We start from the raw sequence: 15,482 nt of genomic DNA on the forward strand, positions 1-15,482 counted from the left end.
CGGGACGACGTTGCCACGCGACGTTTCGGCCCCCGCCCGGCACCCCCGCATTGCCGGTTGCACCCGGACACCTTTGCGCCTATACGGCCCGTTCACCATGGACTCCGCCAGAATCAGGGTGACCCAATACTGGGGGCCCTCTGGCGATGTTGTGAAGGACGGCTCATGAAAGCCCAGGACCTCCGGGACAAGACCCCGGACCAGCTGCGCGACCAGCTCGCCAGCCTCAAGAAGGAGGCCTTCAACCTCCGCTTCCAGAAGGCCACCGGCCAGCTGGAGAATACCTCGCGCATGCAGATCGTCCGCCGGGACGCCGCGCGCGTGAAGACCATCCTGAATCAGAAGGCCGCGGCTGCGGCGGGGGAAGCCTGACATGCCCAAGCGTATCCTCCAGGGCACCGTGACCAGCGACAAGAACGACCAGACGATCACCGTCCTCGTCGAGCGTCGCTTCACCCACCCGGTGATGAAGAAGACCGTGCGTAAGACCAAGAAGTATCGGGCTCACGACGCGGAGAACCAGTTCAAGGTCGGCGACAGCGTTCGCATCGTCGAATGCGCGCCGATCTCGAAGACCAAGCGCTGGACGGTCCTGACGGCGGAAGCCGCCGCCGAGGCCTGACAGTCTTAACGAAACCGCGGGACTCGTGCCCGCAGGTCGGGAGTAACCAAGCATGATCCAGATGCAGACCAATCTGGATGTCGCTGACAACTCCGGCGCTCGCCGGGTTCAGTGCATCAAGGTCCTGGGCGGCTCGCACCGGCGCTACGCTTCCGTAGGCGACATCATCGTCGTCTCCGTGAAGGAAGCGATCCCGCGCGGCCGCGTGAAGAAGGGTGACGTCCGCAAGGCCGTCGTCGTTCGGACCGCCAAGGAAGTTCGCCGCGATGATGGCACGTCGATCCGCTTCGACCGGAACGCCGCCGTCATCCTCAACAACCAGAACGAGCCGCTCGGCACCCGTATCTTCGGGCCGGTCGTGCGCGAGCTGCGGGCGAAGAACTTCATGAAGATCATCTCCCTCGCTCCGGAGGTGCTGTGATGGCTGCCAAGCTCAAGAAGGGCGACAAGGTCGTCGTCATCGCCGGCAAGGACAAGGGCCGCAACGGCGAGATCACCCGCGTCCTGCCCGCTGATGGCAAGGCCGTGGTCTCGGGCGTGAACGTCGCGATCCGCCACACCAAGCAGTCGGCGCAGGGCCAGGGCGGACGTATCGCCAAGGAACTGCCGATCCAGCTCTCGAACCTCCAGCTGCTCGACGGCAACGGCAAGGCGACCCGCGTCGGCTTCCGCATGGAGAACGGCGAGAAGATCCGCTTCGCCAAGACCACCGGGGAGGCGATCTGATGCTCGACGCAACCGACTACACCCCGCGCCTTCAGACGCAGTACCGGGACACCATCCGGGCGGCGATGAAGGAAGAGTTCTCCTACAAGAACGACATGCAGATCCCGCGTCTGGACAAGATCGTCCTGAACATGGGCGTCGGCGAAGCCACCTCCGACACCAAGAAGGTGCGGTCAGCCGCCGAGGATCTGGCGCAGATCGCCGGCCAGAAGGTCGTCGTCACCAAGGCGAAGAACTCGATTGCCGGTTTCAAGCTGCGCGAACTGATGCCGATCGGCGTCAAGGTCACGCTGCGCCGTGACCGGATGTACGAGTTCCTCGACCGTCTCGTGACCGTGGCCCTGCCGCGCGTCCGCGACTTCCGTGGCGTCAATCCGAAGAGCTTCGACGGCCGTGGCAACTACGCCATGGGCCTGAAGGAGCACATTGTGTTCCCCGAGATCAACTTCGACAAGATCGAACAGGTCTGGGGCATGGACATCGTGATCTGCACCACCGCACAGACCGACGCCGAGGCGAAGGCGCTCCTGAAGCACTTCAACCTGCCGTTCACGGCCTGAGCGCGGGGGAGAAAGACATATGGCAAAGATTAGCATGGTCGAGCGCCAGAAGAAGCGGGTCGCGATGGTGGACAAGTTCGCCGCCAAGCGTGCCGAGCTGAAGGCGATCGCCCGCGACGAGAGCCGCCCGATGGAAGAGCGCTTCAAGGCGCAGCTGAAGCTTGCGAAGCTGCCGCGCAACTCCTCGGCGACGCGCCTGCACAACCGCTGCGAAGTGACGGGCCGTCCCCGCGCTTACTACCGCAAGCTGAAGATGTCCCGTATCGCGCTGCGTGACCTGGCCTCGAAGGGCCAGATCCCGGGCATGGTCAAGTCGTCCTGGTAAGGGGAGGTCACAAATGTCGATGAACGATCCCCTGGGCGATATGCTCACCCGTATCCGCAACGCCTCGATGCGCGGCAAGTCCACGGTCCGTACGCCCGCCTCGAAGATCCGCGCATGGGTCCTCGATGTGCTGAAGTCCGAGGGCTACATCCGCGGCTACGCGGAGGCCACCTCCGCGCGCGGCCTGCCCGAGCTCGAGATCGAGCTGAAGTACTTCGACGGCGCCCCCGTCATCCGCGAGCTGAAGCGCGTGTCCACTCCGGGCCGTCGCGTCTACTCCGGCGTGAGGGGCATTCCGCAGGTCCGTCAGGGCCTCGGTGTCGCCATCGTTTCGACTCCGAAAGGCGTCATGTCCGACGCGCAGGCCCGCTCCGCCAACGTTGGCGGTGAGGTCCTCTGCACCGTGTTCTGAGGAGGGTCCAATGTCTCGTATCGGCAAGAGGCCCATCACGGTTCCGGGCGATGTGACCGCCACGGTGTCGGGCCAGAAGGTTTCGGTGAAGGGTCCGAAGGGTACCCGCGAATTCACCGCGACCGACGATGTCACGATTGCGCTCGAGGATGGCGCCATCACCGTGAAGCCGCGGGGGCTCTCCAAGCGCGCCCGTCAGCAGTGGGGCATGTCCCGGACCCAGGTCGAGAACCTGGTGACGGGCGTCACCACCGGCTTCAAGAAGGAGATGGAAATCAACGGCGTCGGCTACCGCGCGTCGGTTCAGGGCAAGGTCCTGAAGCTCCAGCTCGGCTACAGCCACGACGTCGACTTCGCGATCCCCGAGGGCGTTACCGTCACCACGCCGAAGCCCACGGAAATCATCGTCGAGGGCATCGACCAGCAGATCGTCGGCCAGGTTGCGGCCAACATCCGCGAGTGGCGGAAGCCGGAGCCCTACAAGGGCAAGGGAATCAAGTACAAGAGCGAATTCATCTTCCGCAAGGAAGGGAAGAAGAAGTAGGGGGCGCACATCATGGCGAACAGCAAGCGTGACCTGTTCCAGAAGCGCCGCCAGCGCGTCCGGAACCACTTGCGGAAGGTGTCGGGCGATCGCCCGCGCCTCTCCGTTCATCGGTCCTCGAAGAACATTTCCGTCCAGCTGATCGACGACGCTCAGGGCCGTACCCTGGCCGCCGCCTCGACGCTGGAGAAGGATCTGGGCCTCAAGGGCAAGAACAACAAGGAAGCCGCGGCCCGGGTCGGTGCCGAGATTGCAGCGCGTGCCAAGGCCGCGGGCATCGAGGAGGTCGTGTTCGACCGCGGCGGGTTCCTGTTTCACGGCAAGGTCAAGGCTCTCGCCGACGCCGCCCGTGAAGCCGGCCTGAAGTTCTGAGGAGACGGGAATGGCAAGGGAAGACAACCGCGGCGGTCGCCGCGACCGGGACGAGAACCCGGAATTCGCCGACCGTCTCGTCGCGATCAACCGCGTGTCCAAGACGGTGAAGGGCGGCAAGCGCTTCGGTTTCGCGGCGCTCGTCGTCGTCGGTGACCAGAAGGGCCGCGTCGGCTACGGCAAGGGCAAGGCCCGCGAAGTACCCGAGGCGATCCGCAAGGCCACCGAACAGGCCAAGCGGCAGATGATCCGCGTGCCGCTCCGCGAGGGCCGGACCCTGCACCACGACATGAACGGCCGCCACGGCGCCGGCAAGGTTGTGATGCGGTCGGCGCCCGCGGGTACCGGCATCATCGCCGGCGGCCCGATGCGTGCCGTCTTCGAGATGCTCGGCGTGCACGACGTGGTGGCGAAGTCGCTGGGGTCGCAGAACCCTTACAACATGATCCGCGCCACGATCGACGGCCTTCAGCACGAGCAGAGCCCCCGCATGGTGGCTCAGCGCCGTGGCAAGAAGGTTGCCGACATCCTGCCCAAGACCGCCGAGACCGCGCCCGTCGAGGCGCCGGCCGAAGCGCCTGCCGCGGAGGCCTGAGCATGGCAACCATCGTCGTCAAGCAGATCGGCTCGCCGATCCGCCGCCCGGCCGTTCAGCGCCAGACGCTGATCGGCCTCGGCCTCAACAAGATGCACAAGACCCGGGAACTCCCCGACACGCCGTCGATCCGCGGCATGGTCGCGGCGATCCCGCATCTCGTGGAGATCATCGAGGAGCGCGCCTGAGGCGCCGCACTCGCAAGGAAGTCAGAGGAGCCCCGGACCAACAGGTCCGGGGCTCCTTCTTTTTTGCGGACTCAAGGCCCCCGAACTCCCGCTGTCGCGGCCGGGGCGCTCCGCCGTCACTCCTGCAGTCGGTTGTACTTGCGCAGCGCTTCCTGAAGCCGGTCGTGGGGAATCGCGAAGGAGACGTTGTCGTCGCGGCCCTTCATCGTCTCGGCGGCGACCATGGCATTGATGATCGCCTCCTCCGTCGCGTCGACAGTGGCGTGGAAGATCGGACCCATGTTGTCGTTCGACACCATCTCCATCGTCGTGCTTTTCTCGCGGCTGAAGGCCTCGGGGTTGCCGGTCGAGAACGCGATGAAGATGTCGCCGCTGCCATTGCCGCCGTAGCCGCCCGTTTTCGCGATGCCGAGTGGCACGCGCCGCGCCAGTCGCTTCAGCTGATGCGGCAGGAGCGGCGCGTCGGTTGCCACGACCACGATGATCGAGCCGGCCTCGTCGCGCTTCCAGGAAACGTCTGGCATGAGGTCGGTGATCTCGCGACCGACCGGCACACCGGCGACGATCAGGTCCGCGCGGGTGCCGAAGTTGCCCTGCACCAGGACTCCGACCGTGTAGCCGCCGTCCTCCGCGCTCAGCTTTCGCGAGGCGGTGCCGGTGCCGCCCTTGAAGTTGAAGAGGTTCATGCCGGTGCCACCGCCGACGTTGCCCTCGGCGATCGGACCGGAAGCCGCAGTGTCGAGCGCCTGATAGGTGTGCTCCTTCGTCACGTGCATGCCGTTGATGTCGTTCAGGATGCCGTCCCAGGTCTCGGCGACGACCGGCAGCCGCCAGTAGAGGTCGCGGAAGAACGGCCCCATCATGTTGTTGTCGGCCTCCCACGACACCACGGAGTCGCGGACGACGCCGACACTGTGGGTGTTCGTGATCATGACCGGCCCCTCGAGAAAGCCGCTTTCCTCGACCCAGGTCGTTCCGGTCATCTCGCCGTTGCCGTTCAGCGAGTACCAGCCGGCAAACACCGGGTTGAAGGTCCGGCCGCGCGGCAGGATCGCCGTCACCCCGGTGCGGATCGGGCCCTTGCCAACCTCGATCGGCCCCTCACCCTCGATGATCGTCGAATAGCCGACGGTGAGGCCCGCGACGTCGGTGATCGCGTTGTTTGGGCCGGGTTCGCCGGTGAAGGGGATCCCGAGATCGCGCGCCCGTGGCTTCTCCTCGCCCGAGGCTGCCCCCGCCGCCCCCACCAGAAGTGCGGCGGCACCCGCCGCCCCGATCAGCGATCTCAGTACGGACATAAACGTTTTTCCTCCCTGGCCGAGTTCGGGTTTCCCCGGGTACGGGATCACTCTACACAGACGAATTCCGCGCTGGCCAGAGACAATTGCGACGCTGTGTCGCAGGCATGCCGAGCCGAACCGGCGCATGCCCGTCAGCTCCCAGCTACATCTGCGCGCGATATAATCCGGCGTGATTTCATACGGTTGTGACCCGACCGATATGGTCGATCCGGCGGCGCAACGCTGCGCCGCTGCGCCTTCCCAAGACTCTGCAACAGCGATCAGTTTTCGCTGATATTTTCCGACGCCAGTTCGTCGCCGAACTCGCCCGCGATCGCCGCCACAACCGCGTCGGTCACCGCATGGAGGTCGGCTCCCCGCGCCTCGGGCACGCGGAGTATGGCATGACCGGCACGCCGCCAGAGCGCTTCTCAGTCCCGTCCCACCCTCACAACCCCGCCGCCACGGTTCGCAGCGGCCCCTTCTGGATCTTGCCCGTGGAGGTTTTCGGAACCTCGCCGAAGACCACATGACGCGGCGCCTTGAAGTGCGCCATGCGCTCGCGGCAGAACGCGATCAACTCCGCCTCCGTCGCCTCGGCCCCGGGCTTCAGCTCGATGAAGGCGCAGGGCGTCTCGCCCCACTTCTCGTCCGGCCGCGCCACCACCGCGGCGATCGCCACCGCCGGATGGGCGTGCAGCACGTCCTCCACCTCGATCGACGAGATGTTCTCGCCGCCCGAGATGATGATGTCCTTGGACCGGTCCTTGAGCTGGAGATAGCCATCGGGATGGATCACCCCGAGGTCGCCCGAATGGAACCAGCCGCCCGCGAACGCCTTCTCCGTCGCCGCCTTGTCCTTCAGGTAGCCCTTCATGACGATGTTGCCGCGGAACATCACCTCGCCAAGCGTCTGGCCGTCAGCGGGCACCGGCTGCATGGTCTCGGGATCGGCCGCCATGATCGCGTCCTCGAGCAGGTACGCGACCCCCTGCCGCGACTTCAGCGCCGCCTGCTCGGTGATCGGCAGATCATTCCACTCCACGTGCCAGGCACAGGCGGTCGCTGGCCCGTAGACCTCCGTCAGGCCGTAGACGTGCGTCACGTCGAACCCCCTCTCCTGCATCGACTGCAGCACGGCCGCGGGCGGCGGCGCGGCGGCGGTCATCACCCGGCAGGTGTGGGAGAACGCGCGCGCGTCGGCGCCCGCATGAATCATGAAGCCGAGCACGATCGGCGCGCCGCAGAGATGATCGACCCCGTCGTCAGCGATCGCGTCATAGATCGCCTTCGGCGTGACCTTGCGCAGACAGACGTTGGTGCCGGCCTTCGCGGCGATCGTCCAGGGGAAGCACCAGCCGTTGCAGTGGAACATCGGCAGCGTCCAGAGATAGGTCGGATGCTGCCCCATGTTCCATTCGATGGTGTTGCCCACCGCGTTCAGGAACGCGCCCCGGTGATGATAGACCACGCCCTTGGGATCGCCCGTCGTGCCGGAAGTGTAGTTGATGGCGATCGCGTCCCACTCGTCCGCCGGTCCGCTGCCCGCAAAATCCGGATCGCCGGTGCCGAGGAACGCCTCGTAGTCCATGCCCCCGAGCAACTCGCCCCCCGTCGCGGCCGGGTCGTCGATGTCGATCACCAGCGGCTGGCGGCTCGCCTGCGCCAGCGCCGCCTTCACCACATCGGAAAACTCCCGGTCGGTGATCAGGATGCGCGCCTCCGCATGGTCGAGGATGTAGCCGATCGTCCGGGCGTCGAGCCGGCAGTTGATGGCATTGAGCACGCCCCCCGCCAGCGGCACGCCGAAATGCGCCTCGTAGAGCTCCGGCGTGTTGGTGGCGATGACGGCCACGGTCTCGCCGGGTTCGAGCCCCGCGCCGATCAGCGCCGACGCCAGCCGGCGGCACCGCGCGTCGGTCTCGGCCCACGTGCGGCGCACGTCGCCATAGACGATCGCCGGCCGCTCGGGATAGACCGCCGCCGCCTTGGCCAGAAAGCCCACCGGCGAGAGCGGCACGTGGTTGGCGGGCGTCTTCGGCAGATCGGCATGAGCGTGCATCGTCAGGTCCTCCCCCGGGAACGTAACGAAGCTAGCCCCGCACGCCATGTTTGAGCAACGGCCTGCTGCCGTGCCGCGGGCGCATTCCGCACGCACCGCGACCAGAGCCGCGCCGTTCCGGGCTTGACGCGGATGGCAGGCGCAGGGAATGGCGGGCGCGGAACAGCGGGCAGGACGGGAGAACGGCGGTTGCAGCGACGGATCGGACTGGCTGTTGCCATCGCACTCGTGCCCGGCATGGCGCTGGCGCACGCCACGGAACGCGCGGTCATCCTCACCCTGCCCACCGGCTGGTCGATCGCCGGCGCGGCCGCGGCCGTGGCGCTGACCGGCCTCGTCGCCGCCATCGCCCCGCGGCGCGCGCCGCCGGCACCACGGCTCCTCGCCTCCCGCCGCCACCTGCTGCCGGCCGGCTCCGGCAGCTGGCTCGCCGCCCTCGCCTTTCTCGGTCTCCTCGTCACCGGCATCTTCGGGTCGCGCGACCCGCTCGCCAACCCGCTGGTCCTCGGCTTCTGGATCGCGCTGCGGGTGGCGCTGGTGCTCGCCTGCCTCGGCTTCGGCGACCTGTGGAAGCCGATCAACCCATGGACCGCGCCCGTCGCGTGGACGCGGGCCCGCCTCGGGCGCACCGGCGGCATCGGCCTCGCGCGCCTCGGCTACTGGCCGGCGGTGGCGGGCGCCTTTGCGCTGGCGTGGTTCGAGATCGTGGCCCTCGCCCCCACCGACCCCGCCGGACTCGCCCGGACCCTCGGCCTCTACTGGCTGCTGATCTTCGGCCTTGCGGTGCTCGAAGGCGAGAGCTGGCTCGACCGGGGTGAAGTCCTCTCGGTGCACTTCTCGTTCCTCGGCCGCATCGCCCCGCTCTGGCGCGAGAGCGACGCCACGGCCGTGCGCTGGAAGATCGGCCTGCCCGGCGCGCAGATCCTCGCCATGCCGCCTCTGCCACCCTCGGGCGCGGCCTTCGTCGTCGTCGCCCTCGCGGCGGTGAGCTTCGACGGGCTCTCGGAGACCTTCCGCTGGCTCGCGCTGATCGGGGTGAACCCGCTCGAATTTCCCGGCCGCTCGGCGGTCACCGGCGTCAACACGCTCGGCCTCCTCGCCGCCTGTGCGATCACCGGCGCCCTCGTTCTCGGCGCGGCCGCCCTCGGGAGGCACCTCGCGGGGCGAGGCGGCGGCTTCTGGCGCGACACCGGCTTCTGGGTGCTGAGCTTCCTGCCGATCGCCGCGGGCTATCACGCGGCGCACTACCTCGTGGCGCTGCTCACCGATGGCCAGTACATCCTCGCCGCACTCGCCGGCACGCCGGGCCACGGCGCCCACTTCGGCTTCCTGCAGGATCGCACCGCCGTCACCCTCATCTGGAGCACACAGGTCGCGCTGATCCTCGGCGCGCATGTCCTCGCGGTCCTGCTCGGAATGCGCCTCGTCGCGCCGGAGTCGCCACGGGCGCACCTGCCGATGACGCTTCTCATGGTCGGCCTGACCGCATTCGGCCTCTGGCTGCTGGCGGCACCGGCGGGCGCGTGACCGACGGGGCGTGCCGCATTCATCCGCGCCGCCCCCGGCTTCCGGAGCAACTTCGCCTGCCATCCCCATGTTTCCGGTTCACATTCATGGCACACAGGAACCCCTTGGCAAATGTCGGCGTTTTGGACATTCGATGCGGATTTTCGTGGACTCTTTCCACGCCTGCTCACATTGTCCCATCCGCCCGCGGAGCGGCGGGCACGGAACATTCGAGGGCTGCATGACGAAGGAACGCGACAGCGCGCTGCCGCGCCGCACGGTGCTTAAGGGGCTCGGCGCAGGGAGCGCGCTCGCGCTCGCGGGGGGGATGCCCCGCTACGTGCAGGCCCAGACGTCCGAGCCGATCCGGCTCGGCTTCCAGCTGCACCGCACCGGCATCGGCGCGGTCTATGGCCGGTGGTACCAGCGCACCACCGAGGCCGCGCTCAAGGTCCTGAACGAGGCCGGCGGCATCAACGGACGCCCCGTCGAGATCATCTTCGAGGACGACGGCACCGACCCGAAGCGCGGCTCGGAGGTCTTCGAGAAGCTCGCCGTCCAGCGCAAGTGCGACCTCGTCTTCGGTGCGCTCTTCAGCCACGTGGTCGTCGGCACCGCGCCGCGCGCGGCGGAGTTGCGCGTCCCCTATCTCGTCTGCTCGGAGGGCCACCACGTCGCGGCCGGCCTCAACCGCTGGACGCTGCAACCCGGCATCACCGACGTGCGGAGCCAGGTCATTTCCATGGCGCCGTGGGTCTCGTCGAACCTCGGCAAGAAGGTCACGATGATCTACCCGGACTACGCGTTCGGCTTCGATCACCGGGACTTCTTCCAGGAGGCGATGAAGGCGCAGGGCGGCGAGGTGATCGAGCTCATCCCCGTCCCGCCGACCGAGACCTCGTTCACCCGCTACCTGCCGCGGATCCCGTCGGAGACCGAGGTGCTTTACCACGTCATGGTCGGCCCCGCGGTCCTCACCTTCGTGAAGGAGCTCGGCGAGTTCTACGGCACCGGCGCGCACCCGGAGATCTTCGGCTTCATCGACTCGCTCGAAGGCATCTCCACCGAAAGCCCGGGCCTCGAATTCCTCGAAGGCAGCCACTTCTGGGAAGGCATGCCGCGCTATCGCCAGCCGGATTCGACCGAGTTCGACGCCTTCTACCGAAAGGCCGTCGGCGTCGACGACAGCGGCGCCGCGGTCGGCGATCCCAAGGACGTCTCGACCTACGCCCACATGTTCTCCTGCTGGGAAACGCTCTTCGTCATCAAGAAGGCGATGGAAGCGGCCAGCTACAAGGGGCCGGACGACCGCCAGGCGATCGTCGAGGCGATGGAGGCGATGACCACCTTCGCCGACTCCCGGGAACATCCGCAGGGCGACAAGGTCTTCAATGGCCGGACCCATCAGGTCTTCGGCCATCAGTTCATCTCCAAGGTGGTCGGCGGCAAGCTCGAGGTGGTGCAGCGCACCGCGATCGAGGACGGCTTCTACCCCGACGCGGTGGACTACACCACGATGCCGTTCTGACCCTTGGATCTCGGCCCGTTCCTTTTCCTCGCCACGCTTGAGGGCCTCGTCAGCGCGGCCGTGCTCGCGCTGACCGCGGTCGGACTCGGGCTGGTCTTCGGCGTCATGCGGGTGGTGAACGTCGCCCACGGCGAGTTCTTCATGCTCGGCGCGGTCGTGGCGTGGGCCGTGACCAACCTCATGCCCGGCGCCCCGGCGCTCGGCTTCGTCGCGGCCCTCGCGCTCAGCCCGCTCGCCGCGGCGCTGGTGGCGATCGCGGCTGACCGGGCGATCCTGCGCCGGCTCGACTACGCGCCCGAGGCGGTCATCGTCGCGACGATCGGCCTCGGCTACATCCTCCAGCAAGGCGCCCTCAGCCTCTACGGCCCCGAGGCCCGCGCCGTCGCCGCCCCCTTCTCGTTCCGCATCCAGTTCCCGTGGTTCGGCTACTCCGGCTACAAGCTCGCGGTCATCGTCTTCGCGGCGCTCGTGCTCACCGGCGTCTGGGCGCTGCTCACCCGCACGAAGATCGGCCTCGTCATGCGCGCGACCCAGTGGGACCGCGAGACCGCCACCGCCTTCGGCATCGACACCGACCGGGTCTATGCGCTCGTCTTCGGCCTCGGCGCCGGCCTCGCCGCGACCGCCGCCGTCCTCGTCGCCCCGATCAGCCAGGCGCACTACCTCATGGGCGGCGACCCGCTGCTTCTCTCCTTCGCCGTCGTCATCATCGGCGGCCTCGGCTCGCTCCGCGGCACGGTGATCGCCGCGCTGCTGATCGGCCTGACCGACGGCATCGTCGGCGTGTTCTTCGCCCCGACGCTCGGCAAGATTCTCGCCACGCTCCTCGTCGCCCTCGTCCTCGTCTTCCGCCCCCAGGGCCTCTTCGGGCGGAAGACCGCATGACCGGCGGCGTACGGGTCTGGGCGCTCCACCTCGCCGTCCTCGTGGCGCTGGCTCTCGCGCCCCTCGTCGTGCCGCCCTACCACGCGACGAACCTCGCGCGCATCATGGTGCTCGCGGTCTTCGCCATGGGCTACAACATCGCCTTCGGCTACACCGGCCTGCTCTCGCTCGGCCACGCGCTGCTGCTGGCCGCCGGCATGTACGCCACCGGCCTTCTCGTCGCCCACGGCGGCTGGACGGCGGGCCCCGCGCTGCTCGCCGGCGCCCTCGCCGGGGCCGGCGTGGCCTTCGTCGTCGGCCTCCTCGCGCTCCGCACCACCGGCGCGGCCTTCATGATCGTAACGCTGATGTTCGCGCAGGCGGGCTACCTCACCATCCTCTACTTCGGCGACCTCACGCGGGGCGACGAAGGCTTCACCCTCGCGCGCGAGGCCCGCACGCTCTTCGGCCTCGACCTCGTCACCGACGCCACGCGCTACAGTGCGGCCCTCGCCCTCTTCGCCGCGGGACTGATCGGCTGCCTCCTGCTCGTGCGCTCGCGCACCGGCCGGGTGCTGGTCGCCGTGCGCGAGAACTCCGAACGAACCCGGATGCTCGGCTACGACCCGTTCCGCGCCCGCCTCCTCGCCCTCACGCTCTCCGGCCTCTACGCCGGCACGGCGGGCGCGGCCTACGCGCTGCTCTTCGGCTACGTCGGCGCCAGCTTCGCCACGGTGCAGTACTCCGTCCTCGCGCTCCTCTGGGTGCTGCTCGGCGGCGCCGGCACCGTCCTCGGGCCGCTCGTCGGCACCCTCGTCATGTTCTACCTCGTGGATTTTGCCGGCAACCTCACCGATGCGACGCTCTTCGTCGTCGGCGCCGCGCTCATCCTGCTCATCCTCTTCGCGCGCACCGGCCTTCTCGGCACCCTGCGCGCCCGGGCGCTCGCATGGCTGCCCTGACACCGCTCCTGAAGGCGCGCGGCCTCAAGCGCCACTTCGGCGGCGTCAAGGCGGTGGACGGCGTCGGCCTCGACCTCGGGCCGACCGGCGTCCACGCGCTGATCGGCCCGAATGGTGCCGGCAAGTCGACGCTCGTGGGCCTCCTCTCCGGCCGCATCACCGCCGACGCAGGCATCATCGAATTCGCCGGCCGCGACATCACCCGCCTGCCCGCCCACGCCCGGGTGCGCCTCGGCATCGCCTACACTTTTCAGGTCACCTCGATCTATCCGCGCCTCAGCGTCGAGGACAACGTCACCCTCGCCGTCCGGCACCCGAGCGGCGACGTGACCACCGCGGCCCGCGCCGCCCTCGCCCGCGTCGGCCTCGACATCCACGCCCGCCAGATCGCCGGTGATCTCTCCTACGGCCACCAGCGGCTTCTCGAACTCGCCATGGGCCTCGCGCTCACACCGCGCCTCCTCATCCTCGACGAGCCGACACAAGGACTCGCCGCCGGCGAGATCGCCGGCTTCTCCGCCCTCGTCCGCGACGTGGCAAGGGACGCGTCGGTCCTTCTCATCGAACACAACATGGACGTCGTGATGGACCTCGCCGACCGGATCACCGTACTCGACTTCGGCCGCGTGCTTGCGAGCGGCACCCCCGACGCCATCCGCAAGGACAGGGCGGTCCAGGCCGCCTACCTCGGCGCATGAGCCTCACCGTCACCAACCTGCACGGCGGCTACGGCGCGGTGGCCGTCCTGCACGGGATCGGCTTCACCGTGGCCCCAGGAGAAGTCCTCTGCCTGATGGGCCGGAACGGCGCCGGCAAGTCGACGACGCTGAAGGCGATCATGGGGCTCGTGCGCGCCACCTCGGGCGAGATCCGCCTCGACGCCACCCGCCTCGACACCCTCCCCGCCCACGACGTCCCCCGCGCCGGCGTCGCATGGGTGCCGCAAGGGCGCCGGCTCTTTGCCGAGCTCACCGTCGCGGAAAACCTCGAAATCGGCCTCCTGACCCGGCAGAGCCCGCCCGAGGTGCGCGAACGTGCCCTCGAACTCTTCCCGCGGCTGCGCGAGCGCCTGACTCAGGCCTCAGGCACCCTTTCCGGCGGCGAGCAACAGATGCTGGCCATCGCCCGTGCCCTCTGCACCGAGCCGCGCGTCCTGCTCCTCGACGAGCCGACCGAGGGCCTGCAACCCTCGATGATCGCTCTCATCCACGACACGGTGGTCCGCCTGAAGGCAACCGGGGTCGCCACGGTCCTCGTGGAGCAGCGCGTCGACGCCGCCCTCACCGTCGCCGACCGCATCGCCTTCGTCGACCGCGGCCGCATCGCCGCGACCCTGCCGGCCGCCGGCCTCGACCGATCCGCAGCGGAATTCCGGGAGTGGGTTGGGGTCTGAGCGCTCGTGCCGGGGGCGCGCGGCCCTGACGGACTTACCCGTCCGCACCGCCTCGATCACGCCGGGCGCATCCCAGCCATTCGGGAGCCACCTTCCGCTCGCACTGGCTCAGACCGCCCCAAGCATCCAGCGTCGGGTGATCCGGCTCGGGCACCCGGGTTCGGGCACCCGGGCTCAGAACGGGATCTCTCAGAACGGGATCTCGTCGTCGATGTTCGACGTTCCGCCGCCGCGGTTCTCGCCGCCGCCACGGCCCTCACCGCCGCCGCCGCCGTAGCCGCCGCGGTCGTCATAGTCCGACCCGCCGCCACCGCCGCCATAGCCGCCGCCACCGCCCTGCCCGCCGTCGCGGCCATCGAGCATGGTAAGCTCGCTCCGGAACGGCCGCAGCACCACCTCGGTGGAATAGCGGTCCTGTCCCGACTGGTCCTGCCACTTCCGGGTCTCGAGCTGGCCCTCGATGTAGACCTTGGAGCCCTTGCGCAGATACTGCTCCGCGACGCGCGCCAGCGGCTCGCTGAAGATCGCCACCGAGTGCCACTCGGTGCGCTCCTTGTTCTCGCCGGTGTTGCGGTCGCGCCAGCGCTCCGAGGTGGCGATGCGCAGGTTCACCACCTTGCCGCCGTTCGGAAAGCTCCTGACCTCGGGATCGCGGCCGAGATTGCCGATCAGGATCACCTTGTTGACGCTGCCAGCCATCCCGTCCTCCGTCCGCCGGTTCACACCCGTTCCCACTAGCCGGTCAGGCCCGGGAAGTGAAGGCGTGGCACAAGGATCGCGGAGCAAATCCTAACGCATGCTTAACGCCAGTTCACGGCTGACAGACCAACGCTTTTCGGCCATAGTCCCGCGCAATCCCGGGAAAAAGCCCGGGCGGCGGGGAGCAGCCCGTCGGGACCGGTTAACGCGAGGGACCATGCAGCGGATCACGATCGCGCTCGTCGCCTTGGTGGCGATGGGCGGCGCGGCTGAGGCAGACACAAAGCTCAGCGCGCTTCTTCGGGGCCAGTCGAGCCTCTCGGGCGACTACCGCGAACTCATCCGGCCGCCGGTGCCCGGCTCGCTCGCCGGCCAGCCACGGCGCGTGTCGCGACTCGAAGCGGACGACGATTCGGCCTTCGGCCTTCCGGCCTACAGCGGATCGCCGGGGGTCTACCAGGACATGGCGCGCGTCGCGGCCCGCCGCCACAACGTGCCGGAAGACCTCTTCCTCCGCCTCGTGCGCACCGAATCAAACTTCCGCCCCGGCGCGAAGTCCCACAAGGGCGCGATCGGCCTCGCCCAGCTCATGCCCTTCACCGCGAACCACCTCGGGGTCAATCCGCACGATCCGAAACAGAACCTCGAGGGCGGCGCGCGCTACCTGCGCCAGCAATACCAGCGCTTTGGCGACTGGCGCCTCGCGCTGGCGGCCTACAACGCCGGCCCCGAGGCGGTCGCCCGCTACGGCGGCGTCCCTCCCTATGACGAGACCAGGCGCTATGTGAAGGCGATCCTCGGCCGCTGACCGGCGGCCCGACGCCTCGCCGCCCGGTTTTCATAC

21 protein-coding genes are annotated in these 15,482 nt (G+C 68.5%); 18 read left to right on the plus strand and 3 right to left on the minus strand.

The genetic code is table 11. From position 1 onward, the window contains the following. The first annotated feature begins 165 nt into the window (after positions 1-165). Genes rpmC through rpmD form a run of 11 tightly spaced genes read left to right on the plus strand, consistent with a single transcriptional unit; the run spans position 166 to position 4,344 of the window. A complete protein-coding gene (gene rpmC, locus HNP73_RS03420; protein WP_184147123.1) occupies positions 166-372 on the plus strand; it encodes a 50S ribosomal protein L29 in 207 nt (68 codons plus the stop codon). Position 373: 1 nt separating this feature from the next. Beyond that, complete coding sequence (gene rpsQ / locus HNP73_RS03425) at positions 374-622, plus strand: 30S ribosomal protein S17 (RefSeq protein ID WP_184147125.1); 249 nt, start codon at positions 374-376, stop codon at positions 620-622. Between the two features lie 52 nt (positions 623-674). Then, positions 675-1,043 carry a 50S ribosomal protein L14 gene (gene rplN / locus HNP73_RS03430; protein ID WP_184147127.1) on the plus strand — a complete coding sequence of 123 codons (369 nt, stop codon included), beginning with the start codon at positions 675-677 and terminating at the stop codon, positions 1,041-1,043. Beyond that, positions 1,043-1,348: a 50S ribosomal protein L24 gene (rplX, locus tag HNP73_RS03435; protein ID WP_184147129.1), complete on the plus strand. Its 306-nt coding sequence runs from the start codon at positions 1,043-1,045 to the stop codon at positions 1,346-1,348. The genes rplN and rplX overlap by 1 nt, the downstream gene beginning before the upstream one ends. After that, the gene (rplE, locus tag HNP73_RS03440) at positions 1,348-1,908 is read left to right on the plus strand and encodes a 50S ribosomal protein L5 (RefSeq protein ID WP_184147131.1); all 561 of its coding nucleotides are present in this window, start codon (positions 1,348-1,350) and stop codon (positions 1,906-1,908) included. The genes rplX and rplE overlap by 1 nt, the downstream gene beginning before the upstream one ends. A gap of 19 nt (positions 1,909-1,927) precedes the next feature. Continuing rightward, on the plus strand, positions 1,928-2,233 hold the full coding sequence (gene rpsN, locus HNP73_RS03445; protein WP_184147133.1) for a 30S ribosomal protein S14: 306 nt from the start codon (positions 1,928-1,930) through the stop codon (positions 2,231-2,233). Between the two features lie 13 nt (positions 2,234-2,246). Beyond that, complete coding sequence (gene rpsH / locus HNP73_RS03450) at positions 2,247-2,645, plus strand: 30S ribosomal protein S8 (RefSeq protein WP_184147135.1); 399 nt, start codon at positions 2,247-2,249, stop codon at positions 2,643-2,645. Between the two features lie 10 nt (positions 2,646-2,655). Further along, on the plus strand, positions 2,656-3,189 hold the full coding sequence (gene rplF, locus HNP73_RS03455; protein WP_184147137.1) for a 50S ribosomal protein L6: 534 nt from the start codon (positions 2,656-2,658) through the stop codon (positions 3,187-3,189). Positions 3,190-3,201: 12 nt separating this feature from the next. Then, a complete protein-coding gene (gene rplR / locus HNP73_RS03460; RefSeq protein WP_184147139.1) occupies positions 3,202-3,561 on the plus strand; it encodes a 50S ribosomal protein L18 in 360 nt (119 codons plus the stop codon). Positions 3,562-3,571: 10 nt separating this feature from the next. Then, positions 3,572-4,156: a 30S ribosomal protein S5 gene (gene rpsE / locus HNP73_RS03465; protein ID WP_184147141.1), complete on the plus strand. Its 585-nt coding sequence runs from the start codon at positions 3,572-3,574 to the stop codon at positions 4,154-4,156. 2 nt (positions 4,157-4,158) lie between these two features. After that, on the plus strand, positions 4,159-4,344 hold the full coding sequence (rpmD, locus tag HNP73_RS03470) for a 50S ribosomal protein L30 (protein ID WP_184147143.1): 186 nt from the start codon (positions 4,159-4,161) through the stop codon (positions 4,342-4,344). Positions 4,345-4,460: 116 nt separating this feature from the next. Here rpmD and HNP73_RS03475 read toward each other — a convergent pair whose 3' ends face one another. Together HNP73_RS03475 and HNP73_RS03480 are read right to left on the minus strand one after the other, a co-directional pair. Then, positions 4,461-5,642 (minus strand): DmpA family aminopeptidase, encoded by a 1,182-nt coding sequence (locus HNP73_RS03475; RefSeq protein ID WP_184147145.1) that lies wholly within the window; start codon positions 5,640-5,642, stop codon positions 4,461-4,463. A gap of 430 nt (positions 5,643-6,072) precedes the next feature. Continuing rightward, a complete protein-coding gene (locus HNP73_RS03480) occupies positions 6,073-7,686 on the minus strand; it encodes an acyl-CoA synthetase (RefSeq protein ID WP_184147147.1) in 1,614 nt (537 codons plus the stop codon). Between the two features lie 189 nt (positions 7,687-7,875). On the opposite strand from HNP73_RS03480, the gene HNP73_RS03485 reads away from it, so the two are divergent. From HNP73_RS03485 to HNP73_RS03510, 6 genes are all read left to right on the plus strand, one after another. After that, the gene (locus tag HNP73_RS03485) at positions 7,876-9,213 is read left to right on the plus strand and encodes a hypothetical protein (RefSeq protein ID WP_184147149.1); all 1,338 of its coding nucleotides are present in this window, start codon (positions 7,876-7,878) and stop codon (positions 9,211-9,213) included. Between the two features lie 220 nt (positions 9,214-9,433). Next, a complete protein-coding gene (locus tag HNP73_RS03490; protein ID WP_184147151.1) occupies positions 9,434-10,720 on the plus strand; it encodes an ABC transporter substrate-binding protein in 1,287 nt (428 codons plus the stop codon). Positions 10,721-10,723: 3 nt separating this feature from the next. Further along, positions 10,724-11,605: a branched-chain amino acid ABC transporter permease gene (locus HNP73_RS03495; RefSeq protein ID WP_184147153.1), complete on the plus strand. Its 882-nt coding sequence runs from the start codon at positions 10,724-10,726 to the stop codon at positions 11,603-11,605. After that, a complete protein-coding gene (locus HNP73_RS03500) occupies positions 11,602-12,546 on the plus strand; it encodes a branched-chain amino acid ABC transporter permease (protein WP_184147155.1) in 945 nt (314 codons plus the stop codon). The genes HNP73_RS03495 and HNP73_RS03500 overlap by 4 nt, the downstream gene beginning before the upstream one ends. Further along, positions 12,534-13,244: an ABC transporter ATP-binding protein gene (locus HNP73_RS03505; protein WP_184147157.1), complete on the plus strand. Its 711-nt coding sequence runs from the start codon at positions 12,534-12,536 to the stop codon at positions 13,242-13,244. The genes HNP73_RS03500 and HNP73_RS03505 overlap by 13 nt, the downstream gene beginning before the upstream one ends. After that, positions 13,241-13,939: an ABC transporter ATP-binding protein gene (locus tag HNP73_RS03510; RefSeq protein WP_184147159.1), complete on the plus strand. Its 699-nt coding sequence runs from the start codon at positions 13,241-13,243 to the stop codon at positions 13,937-13,939. Before HNP73_RS03505 ends, HNP73_RS03510 begins: the two co-directional genes overlap by 4 nt. Positions 13,940-14,128: 189 nt before the next feature. Here the strand turns inward: HNP73_RS03510 and ssb are convergent, their stop codons facing one another. Continuing rightward, positions 14,129-14,638 carry a single-stranded DNA-binding protein gene (gene ssb / locus HNP73_RS03515; RefSeq protein ID WP_184147161.1) on the minus strand — a complete coding sequence of 170 codons (510 nt, stop codon included), beginning with the start codon at positions 14,636-14,638 and terminating at the stop codon, positions 14,129-14,131. Between the two features lie 217 nt (positions 14,639-14,855). Between ssb and HNP73_RS03520 the strand changes: the two genes are divergently transcribed. Continuing rightward, positions 14,856-15,446 (plus strand): lytic transglycosylase domain-containing protein, encoded by a 591-nt coding sequence (locus tag HNP73_RS03520; RefSeq protein ID WP_184147163.1) that lies wholly within the window; start codon positions 14,856-14,858, stop codon positions 15,444-15,446. Positions 15,447-15,482 lie beyond the last annotated feature (36 nt).

Source organism: Amaricoccus macauensis, assembly GCF_014201905.1.
Classification (GTDB): Bacteria; Pseudomonadota; Alphaproteobacteria; order Rhodobacterales; family Rhodobacteraceae; genus Amaricoccus; species Amaricoccus macauensis.